General features: G+C 62.3%; 8 protein-coding genes. 5 read left to right on the top strand and 3 right to left on the bottom strand.

Annotation, left to right across the window (positions count from 1 at the left end):
- The 3 genes from EN964_RS15885 to uxuA all read right to left on the bottom strand — a co-directional run.
- Positions 1-771 (bottom strand): NtaA/DmoA family FMN-dependent monooxygenase (locus EN964_RS15885; protein WP_127276527.1); only part of this gene is annotated, 771 nt, incomplete at its 3' end.
- Positions 772-1103: 332 nt separating this feature from the next.
- A complete protein-coding gene (locus EN964_RS15880) occupies positions 1104-2123 on the bottom strand; it encodes an isopenicillin N synthase family oxygenase (protein WP_127267235.1) in 1020 nt (339 codons plus the stop codon).
- Between the two features lie 316 nt (positions 2124-2439).
- Positions 2440-3624 (bottom strand): mannonate dehydratase, encoded by a 1185-nt coding sequence (gene uxuA, locus EN964_RS15875; RefSeq protein ID WP_127267236.1) that lies wholly within the window; start codon positions 3622-3624, stop codon positions 2440-2442.
- Positions 3625-3722: 98 nt separating this feature from the next.
- Between uxuA and EN964_RS15870 the strand changes: the two genes are divergently transcribed.
- From EN964_RS15870 to EN964_RS15850, 5 genes are all read left to right on the top strand, one after another.
- A complete protein-coding gene (locus EN964_RS15870) occupies positions 3723-4508 on the top strand; it encodes an SDR family NAD(P)-dependent oxidoreductase (protein WP_127267237.1) in 786 nt (261 codons plus the stop codon).
- A gap of 259 nt (positions 4509-4767) precedes the next feature.
- Positions 4768-6120, top strand: a complete 1353-nt coding sequence (locus EN964_RS15865; RefSeq protein ID WP_127267238.1) for an extracellular solute-binding protein — start codon at positions 4768-4770, stop codon at positions 6118-6120.
- A gap of 110 nt (positions 6121-6230) precedes the next feature.
- Positions 6231-7169, top strand: coding sequence for a sugar phosphate isomerase/epimerase (locus tag EN964_RS15860; protein ID WP_127271269.1), 939 nt, complete (start codon positions 6231-6233; stop codon positions 7167-7169).
- Positions 7166-8101, top strand: coding sequence for a carbohydrate ABC transporter permease (locus EN964_RS15855; protein ID WP_127267629.1), 936 nt, complete (start codon positions 7166-7168; stop codon positions 8099-8101). The genes EN964_RS15860 and EN964_RS15855 overlap by 4 nt, the downstream gene beginning before the upstream one ends.
- The coding region (locus EN964_RS15850; protein ID WP_164775833.1) for a carbohydrate ABC transporter permease at positions 8101-8690 on the top strand (590 nt) is incomplete at its 3' end. The genes EN964_RS15855 and EN964_RS15850, both read left to right, overlap by 1 nt.

Here is an 8690-nt window from a genome sequence, read left to right as displayed (position 1 = left end):
GCCTTTGACGTCGGCAAAGAAACGCTGTCCCGCCGCGATATCCGCATGGGCGGCGAAAATGACCTCCGCTGTCTCCGCCGCCAGTTGGCGTCCAGCCTCCGACGCGCCGGCCTGGACGACGACCGGCCAACCCTGGATTGGCCGGGCGATGTTGAGCGGCCCACGCACCGAGAGATGTTCGCCCTTGTGGTCGAGCACATGCAGCCTGGCCGGATCGAAATAGAACCCGCTTTCGGCGTCGCGGATGAAGGCATCGTCGGCAAAGCTGTCCCACAGGCCGGTGACGACATCGTAGAATTCCCGCGCCCGCCGGTAGCGCTCATCATGCTCGACATGCTCGTCGAGGCCGAAGTTCAGCGCCGCGTCAGGGTTGGACGTGGTGACGATGTTCCAGCCGGCGCGTCCACCGCTGATATGGTCCAGCGAGGCGAAGCGGCGAGCAACATGATAGGGCGCGTCGAACGTCGTCGATGCGGTGGCGACCAGCCCGATATGGTCAGTGACGGCGGCGAGCGCCGACAGTAGCGTGAACGGCTCGAACGAGGTGACCGTGTGGCTGCGCCGCAAAGCCTCGATCGGCATGTTCAGAACGGCCAGATGGTCGGCCATGAAGAAGGCGTCGAACTTCGCCGCTTCCAGGGTCTGGGCGAAGCGCTTCAGATGCGCGAAATTGAAATTGGCGTCGGGATAGGCGCCCGGATAGCGCCAGGCGCCGGTGTGCAGGCTGACGGGGCGCATGAAGGCGCCGAGGCGCAGTTGTTTTCGTGTCATGAAAGATGTTCCGCCGATCGATACAGTCGAGCACAGTGCTCGAATCCTTCTCAGGATCGGACGGTCAGCCCAACTCGGGAAGGTATTCTGTTCCGCTGCGCCGGGCTTTTGCAGCATTTCAGTTTTGCGCCTGATACCCCAGGACAAAAAAGGCCGGGCTCGAATACGGCCCGGCCAAAAAGAAGGTCAAAACCTTCAGAGGGGAACACCGTTCGGCGAAATGGGAGGAAACCGCCGAACGATTTTACCTTTTTGAGCTTATTTCCAAGCCTTGGCGACGAATGGCATTCCAAAAAACATGCCAAACGGCAAAAATTCGTGCCAGGCGACCGTCACGAACCCACCGTTCCAGTCTCCAGAAGATCGGCATAGTGGCGGCGTGCCACGTCGGGATGGGAACGCAGCCGGCTTTTGAGCACATTGGTGCCGACATCGCGGAACAAGGGGTTGTCGGGATCGCTTGCCGGTCCGCGCGCCTGCGCCGCCAGTTCCTCGGAAAGGCCGAGAAGCGGGATGGTCGCATCGAGCCGCGCGCTGAAGAAGAAGGGAACGGAAATCCGCTCGACGCCGGCAGGCGGCGTCACGACGCGGTGCACGGTGGCCCGCAGATATCCATTCGATGCGAGTTCGAGCAGTTCGCCGATGTTGACGACCAGCGTTCCGGGCAGCGGATCCACATTCACCCAGCTTCCGTCATATTCGACCTGCAGCCCCTTGTTGTCGTCCTGCAGCAGCAGGGTCAGGAAGCCGCCATCCTTGTGCGCGCCGACGCCCTGGTCGCCTTCGGTCGCGTCACGGCCGGGATAACGAACGATCTTCATACGATGGTTGGGCGAGTCCCGGTAGATCGCGTCGAAGGCGTCCTCGGGCTGATCGAGCGATAGCGCGAAGGCTTTCAACAGCCGAATCGCCACCGCGGTCGCCTTGGCCTGCCATGCAAGCAGTGCCGGCTTGAGCTCCGGCAGTGCAGGCGGCCACTGGTTCGGCCCCTGCAGCCGTGTCCACGGTGCAATTCCAGGTCCCTGCGCTATGGGCTGGCGCTCGACGCCGATGTCGAGTTGCTCACGCCAGTCGGCCGCGCCCTTGGTCAGTTCGCCACCGGCGCGGGTATAGCCGCGGAACTGCTGGGATTTGACCATTTCGATCGCCAGCTTGTCGGCCTCCGGCAGCGCGAAGAACCGGCGCGAGGCGTCGATCACGTCGTCGATCTCCGAGGCCGAAATTCCGTGGCCGCTGAGGTAAAAGAAGCCGACGTCCCGAGCCGCCGTGCGCAGGTCCAGGAGAAAGGTACGATACTCGGAAGCACCTTGTTCGAGACGGCTCAGATCGAGCACCGGCACAATTCTGGGCATGCTCAGGTTCCTTCTTTTCTCTGCCTTGGCTTAGGAGAAATAGAAGCGACCACCGGCAAGAGCTTCGAGAATGAATGCATCTCAAAGTGACACGCAAGGCGTGCCGATCAAAGCAACAGGAAGTCCAATCTGGCCCGAATGGAAGAACGTCAGCGCTGCATATTGTGAACTGCCGGCAAATAATTTCCCGACACGTGCTTTACCCGCCATGCCTCTCGTAGGCCGCACTTTCCAGTGCGACATCGTATAAGTCACAGCGGAAGCGCAACCGCGCGTGATCGCCTGTAAATCCGCCAGCCGACCGGCCGGAGCGCATTCAAGCCAGCTCGAACCGCTCGATGGCGCGCATGATGCCACGCAGCTCGGCGAGGCCTTTCAGCCGGCCGATCAGCGAATAGCCAGGATTGAGCCTGGTCTTGCCGATATCGTCGGCGAGCAGATGGCCATGGTCGGGCCGCATAGGAATGCGCCAGTCGGCGCGGCCTTCCCGACGGCGGCGCGCCTCTTCCTGCATCAGAGCCAGGATAACATGCGCCATGTCGGTGCCGCCCTCGAGATGCTCGGCCTCGTGGAACGAGCCGTCATCCTCGATGGTGATGTTGCGCAGATGGGCGAAATGGATGCGGTCGGCGAACTCCTTGACCATGGCGACGATGTCGTTGTCGGCGCGCGTGCCATAGGAGCCGGTGCAGAACGTCAGGCCGTTGGCGGGGCTGTCGACGGCGTTGAGGATGAAACGCGCATCCTCGGCGGTCGAAACGATGCGCGGCAGGCCATAGAGCGAGAAGGGCGGGTCGTCGGGATGGATGCACATGCGCACCCCCTCCTCTTCGGCCACCGGAATGATCTCGCGCAGGAACCAGGCAAGGTTGTCGCGCAGCTCCTTCGGTCCGATCGCATCATAGTCCGCCAGGGCCTCGCGAAAACTGTCCCTGTCATAGCTGCGCTCGGTCGCAGGCAGGCCGGTGATCAGGTTGCGCTCGATCCTGTCGATCGCTTCGCTGCTCAATTCCTTCAGCCGCGCTTCCGCCTCGGCAATGCGGGCGGGGGTATAGCCGGCCTCGGCATTGACGCGCTTCAGCACAAACAAATCGTAGGCCGCGAAATCGATGGCGTCGAAACGCAACGCATAACCTGTCGTTGGCAGCCGATAGGCGAGATCCGTGCGCGTCCAGTCGACCACCGGCATGAAATTGTAGCAGACCGTCGCAATGCCGGCCTTGGCGAGCGCGCGAATTGAGTCACGATAGTAGCCGGCATAGCGCTCGCGTTCCGGCGCGCCGATCTTGAATGAATTGTGGACCGGAATGCTCTCGACCACCGACCATGTCAGGCCGGCGGCCTCGATGACACGCTTGCGCTCCAGAATGCTCTCGAGCGGCCAGGCGCGCCCGTCATAGATATCGTGCAAGGCGCTCACCACGCCGGTCGCACCGGCCTGCCTGACATGATCGAGCGTTACCGGGTCGTTCGGTCCATACCAGCGCCAGCACTGTTCCATAGCCGCTTCCTTCTGCGAGAGGATGGCAACCTATTGTTGGACCACAATGGGTGTCAAACTAGGAACGGTTTCGGACAGCGAATGAAGGAGTTTTCCCAATGAAGGATTTCGACGGCAAGGTGGCTTTGGTGACGGGCACGACCGGGATTGGCCTCGCAACCGCCAGACGCCTCGCTGCAGGGGGTGCTGCGATCGTCGCCTGCGGCATCGACCGCGCGGCCAATACTGCGCTGAAAGCGGAACTGGAAAGCTCCGCAGCCGGGGCGCTGGTCATAGACGCCGACGTCTCCGTGCCCGATCAGGTTCGCGACGCGGTCGCGGCCGGCGTGGAGCGGTTCGGCGGCCTCGATATCATCGTCAATTCGGCGGCGGTGCATCCGTACGGAACCGCGACCAGCACCGATTTCGAGACCTGGAACAGGGCGATGTCGGTCAATGTCGGGTCCATCTATCTGACCGCACATTTCGGCATCCCGGAAATGGTCCGCATGGGCGGCGGCGCCATCGTCAACGTCGCTTCGGTGCAGGGCTTTGCCTGCCAGCAAAACGTCGCCGCCTATGCCACCACCAAGGGCGCCATCCACACGCTGACGCGTGCCCTGGCCCTCGACCATGCGCGCTCCGGCATCCGCGTCAATTCCGTCAGCCCGGGCTCGATCCGCACCCCAATCCTGGAGAAGGCCGCCCGCGGGCAGAACGGCACGGATGCCGATGTCGAGGCCGCCTACAAGCGCTTCGGCGAAGCGCACCCCATCGGACGCATCGGCGAGCCGGAGGAAGTGGCCGAACTCATCGCTTTCCTGTGTTCGTCGAAGGCCGGCTTCTGCACTGGCGCGGACTACAAGATCGATGGCGGCCTGACCGCCGGCATCGGCGTGAAGTAGATTGCGAAGATTGGGGCTTGTCCGTCACCGGGAGCAGCCAGCATCCGACAATTGGTTTGCCGATCTTCTTGCAGATCAATGCCCAAGCAAATTGAACACCGCACGGGCCACGCCGAACATGAAAGGGGGCGGTGCGATCGATGAAATAATAGGCATTGTTGCCGATTGACAAAAACATCAACAGGCGACCAAGATCATATGACCATCAACGATATTGGTCCCGAGGTTGCCCCTCGGCATTGGCGTAAAGGAGAGCCAGATGCCCCTTCAGCAGAGAGTGACCCATCGTCCTAAACAACGTCCCGCCGCTCCCATCCTCGCCACCGCACTGCTAGGTCTCGGCCTGATCACAGTGCCCGGCATCGGCCACGCCGACGGGATCACGCTCAAGATTTTCGGCGGCTCGGCGCTCGACGAACTCGCGCCGCGTCAACCGCCGGACGAGCAAAAGAAAATCCAGCAACAGGTCATCGACGGCTTCCTCAAGGCCAACCCCGACGTCGCCGCCGTCGAATGGGATGCCCAGGGGCCGCAAACCGATTCCATTCAGCGCGTGATGACCGCAAAACTTGCAAACCAGGAAATGGACCTGATCGCCTGCCCGGCCTTCTACACCAATGGCGCCTATGTCAGGCGCAAACTGGTGATGCCGATTGCCGACAAGATCAAGCCGTTCCAGGACAGGATCGACGCCGCTGCACTTGGCGCCTTCACGGTCAACGGCCAAGTCTACGGCGTGCCGATCTCGACGCTGTCGACATCGACGATCTTCTACAATGTCGATCTCTTTCAGAAGCTCGCCATTCCTGTCCCGCCAACCTATGACGACCTGAAGGCAGCCGTGCCGAAGTTCAAGACCGAGGGCGTGATCCCTCTGCTGCATCAGGGCTCGAACACCGTGATGTGGCCGATGTGGTACTTCGAGACCTTCTCGCAGGCCTCGGGCGACCCGGTCGGCAAGACGCAGAAGAACCTCGAGGGTACGGCCAAGTTCACCGACGCGCCCGATGTCGAGGGCTTCAAGCTGATCAAGCAATGGGTCGATGATGGCATCCTTTCCAAGGATTCGCTTTCCGTCGACCAGGACGGCATGCGTGCGGCGTTCGCCGCCGGCAAGAGCGCCATGTATTATGGCGGCACCTGGGAAATCCCGTCGCTCCAGTCGAGCGTCAAGGACTTCAAATGGGGCGTCTTCGCCTTTCCGAAAATGGACGGAACGCCGGGAGCGCCCGGCCATGGCGGCGGTGCCGACAACGGCATGTGCGTCGCCTCCTCGATCCCGCCCGAGAAGCTCGATGCCGCGGTCAAATTCATCGAATATCTGACACGGCCTGAAGTCGCGACGCTCTACCTCGCGCCGGAACAGCCGATCGCGGCCTCGATCAAGGGCGTGCCGCAGGTCGACGATGCCTATGCCGTCGAATTGCGCAAGCAAGCCTTCCCGAACACGATCAAGTTCCTCGACTGGATCTGGCCCTCGGAGGTCGCGAGCGCCACGTCTTCGGCAATCGCCGGCATCGTCGGCGGCACCACGACGCCCGAAGACGCCGCCGCATCGATCCAGACCATCTTCGATGACCTCAAGGCCCAGGGCAGCTGGCCGCCCAAATGAGGCCCTGAAGTAGCGCCTGCAAGCGAGCGCCCATCCAGCCGGGCTGATGTGCCAGGCAAGAAAAACAGAGGCTGCCTGCTTCGGGCAGCCTCGCCCATCGGAGAAAACACATGATGACACATCGCGCCGAACGGCAGCGCTTCTCGATCGGCTATCATCTGAACAGCTGGGACCTGACCGGCCTTCCGCTCAGGCCGGCCATCAAGTTTCTCGCCGACCAGGGCTTCGGCTGGTTCGAGATCCTCGCCTTCACCAGCCTGTCGGACCAGTACGCCCGCAAATACATGCAGCTCGGCAACCAGGCGCCGATGGGAGTGACCACCGACACCGACATCTTGCGGCGCTATGCGCTGCTGTCGGAAGGCCAGAGCGAGTATGGCATCAAGCTCTCCTCCTTCTACGTCAATGCGATCTTCACCAACCCTGTCGCCTGGCCTTATGAACGTGACGTGCTCGTCGCGCTGGCCAGGATGTTGAAGGGCTTCGGCTCACCGGTGCTGGTTCTCGGCGGCGGTCCCTCGGAAGCCGCTGCCGGGGCGCACACGGCCGACGACTACCGCGCCTTTTGCCGGGCGCTCGAGGATATCGGCAGGCGGACAAAGGACCTTGGCATCGAGACGGTCTATCACCCGCACCTCGACACCTTCATCGAGCGCCGCGACCAGCTCGACCGCATGATGGATGAACTGGATACCGACCTGGCCGGCCTGTGCATCGATCCGGCGCATCTTGCCCACACCAATTCCGATCCGGTCGACGCGGTCAGGACCTACATTTCCGCCGTGCGCTACATGCATTTCAAGGACACCAGGGTCGATCCGGCGTTGAAGGGCTATGACCGCTATGGCGCTTTCTGCGAGCTCGGCGCCGGGGTCGTCGATCTCGCTGGCATCGTCGACGTCCTGCTGGATGCAAACTACGATGGCCTCGCCATCATCGAGCTGGATGCGTCCAAGAAAACGGCAGAGCAAAGCACGCTCGAGAGCATCGCCTATGTCAGGGACACGCTCGGGCTGGTGCTGACCCCGCAAGGCGCGAAGGCCACATGAGCACGCGACCGCAAGAGGAGGCTCCTGTTTCGAGCCGATCCGGCACCTGGCGCTTCAATGCCGGGGACGGGGCGGTCGCATTCGTCATGATCCTGCCCGCCGCGATCCTCTTCGGTCTTTTCTACCTCTGGCCGTTCGTCAACGGCTTCTGGCTCAGCCTGCACAATTGGGACGGGTTTTCCGACCCGACCTGGGCAGGTATTTCCAACTACAAGCGCCTCGTGCACGATCGCATTTTCCTCGGTGCGCTGCGCAACAATTTGATTTTCGTCGTTGCCGTCGTGGTCCTGAAGAACGCGCTCGGCCTCGGGCTGGCGCTGCTTCTGAACCGGGCGCTGCTTGGCCGCGCCTTCTTCCGCGCCGCCGCTTTCGTCCCGGTGACGATGTCCTTCGTTGCCGTCGGCCTGCTCTGGTCCTGGATCTACAATCCCGTCTTCGGCCTGCTCAACAGCGGGCTCGATCTCATTGGCCTCGCCGGGCTGAAACGATCATGGCTCGGCGACGCCGACATCGCGCTCTACTCGATCATCGTCGTCGATGTCTGGAAATGGCTCGGCTTCCATGCCGTCATCTATCTGGCCGGGCTGCAGACGATCCCCTCGGAACTTTATGAATCCGCGAAAATGGACGGCGCCGGCCCCTTGCAGCGTTTCCGGCACGTCACCGTTCCGATGATGATGCCGATCATCTTCATCAACACCATCCTCGGCCTTTCCGGCGCCTTCGTGCGCAATTTCGACATCGTCTATGTCCTGACCAAGGGCGGCCCGAACCACGCCACCGAAGTGGTGCTCACCTACATGATGAGCAAGGCCTTCCAGGACGGCGCCATGAGCTACGCCGCGGCGATCGGCTATGTGCTGTTCATGATCGTCGGGCTGGCCAGTGTCGGCCTGCTGGCCCTGATGCGCAGGCAAAGGCTCGACGTCTGATGAGAGCAGCCGCCAACCCTCCAATTTCGCTGGACGATGGCGCCGCCGGCTCTCGCCGTCGCGGGCTCATGCAGCGCCTCGGCATGCGCGGCATCCTCGAACTTGGCGGCATCTATGCCGCGCTCGTCCTCGTGCTCTTCGAGACCGTTTATCCGCTGCTTTGGGTGCTGTTCGGTTCGCTCAAGACCAAGCAGGAAATGCTCAGCAATGTCTGGGGTCCGCCATCGAGCCTGGTGCTGCAGAACTATGCCGATGCCTGGCGGATCGCCGGCATGGGATCGCGCATCGTCAACAGCATCTTCGTCACCGGCTCGGCATTGATCATTCTGGTGGCCGTCGCGACGCCGTGCGCCTATGCGGTGGCGCGTCTTCGTTTCCCCGGACGCGGTCTTGTGGTCGCAGTCGCGGTTGCGGCCATGCTGGTGCCGCCGCAGGTGATGGCCATTCCGCTGTTCCTGGTGGCGCGCGATCTCGGCCTGATAAACAGCCGGCTCGGCATTGCCTTCATCTATGCCGCGACGTCGCTGCCGCTTTCGGTCTTCATCCTACGCAGCTTCTTCATCACATTGCCGGCCGACCTCGAAGATGC

Origin of the sequence: Mesorhizobium sp. M7A.F.Ca.CA.001.10.2.1, assembly GCF_003998575.1 — a bacterium.
In the GTDB taxonomy this organism is placed as follows: domain Bacteria; phylum Pseudomonadota; class Alphaproteobacteria; order Rhizobiales; family Rhizobiaceae; genus Mesorhizobium.
Note: the sequence above shows the minus strand (reverse complement) of the source record. Positions and strands in the feature narration are given on the sequence as shown.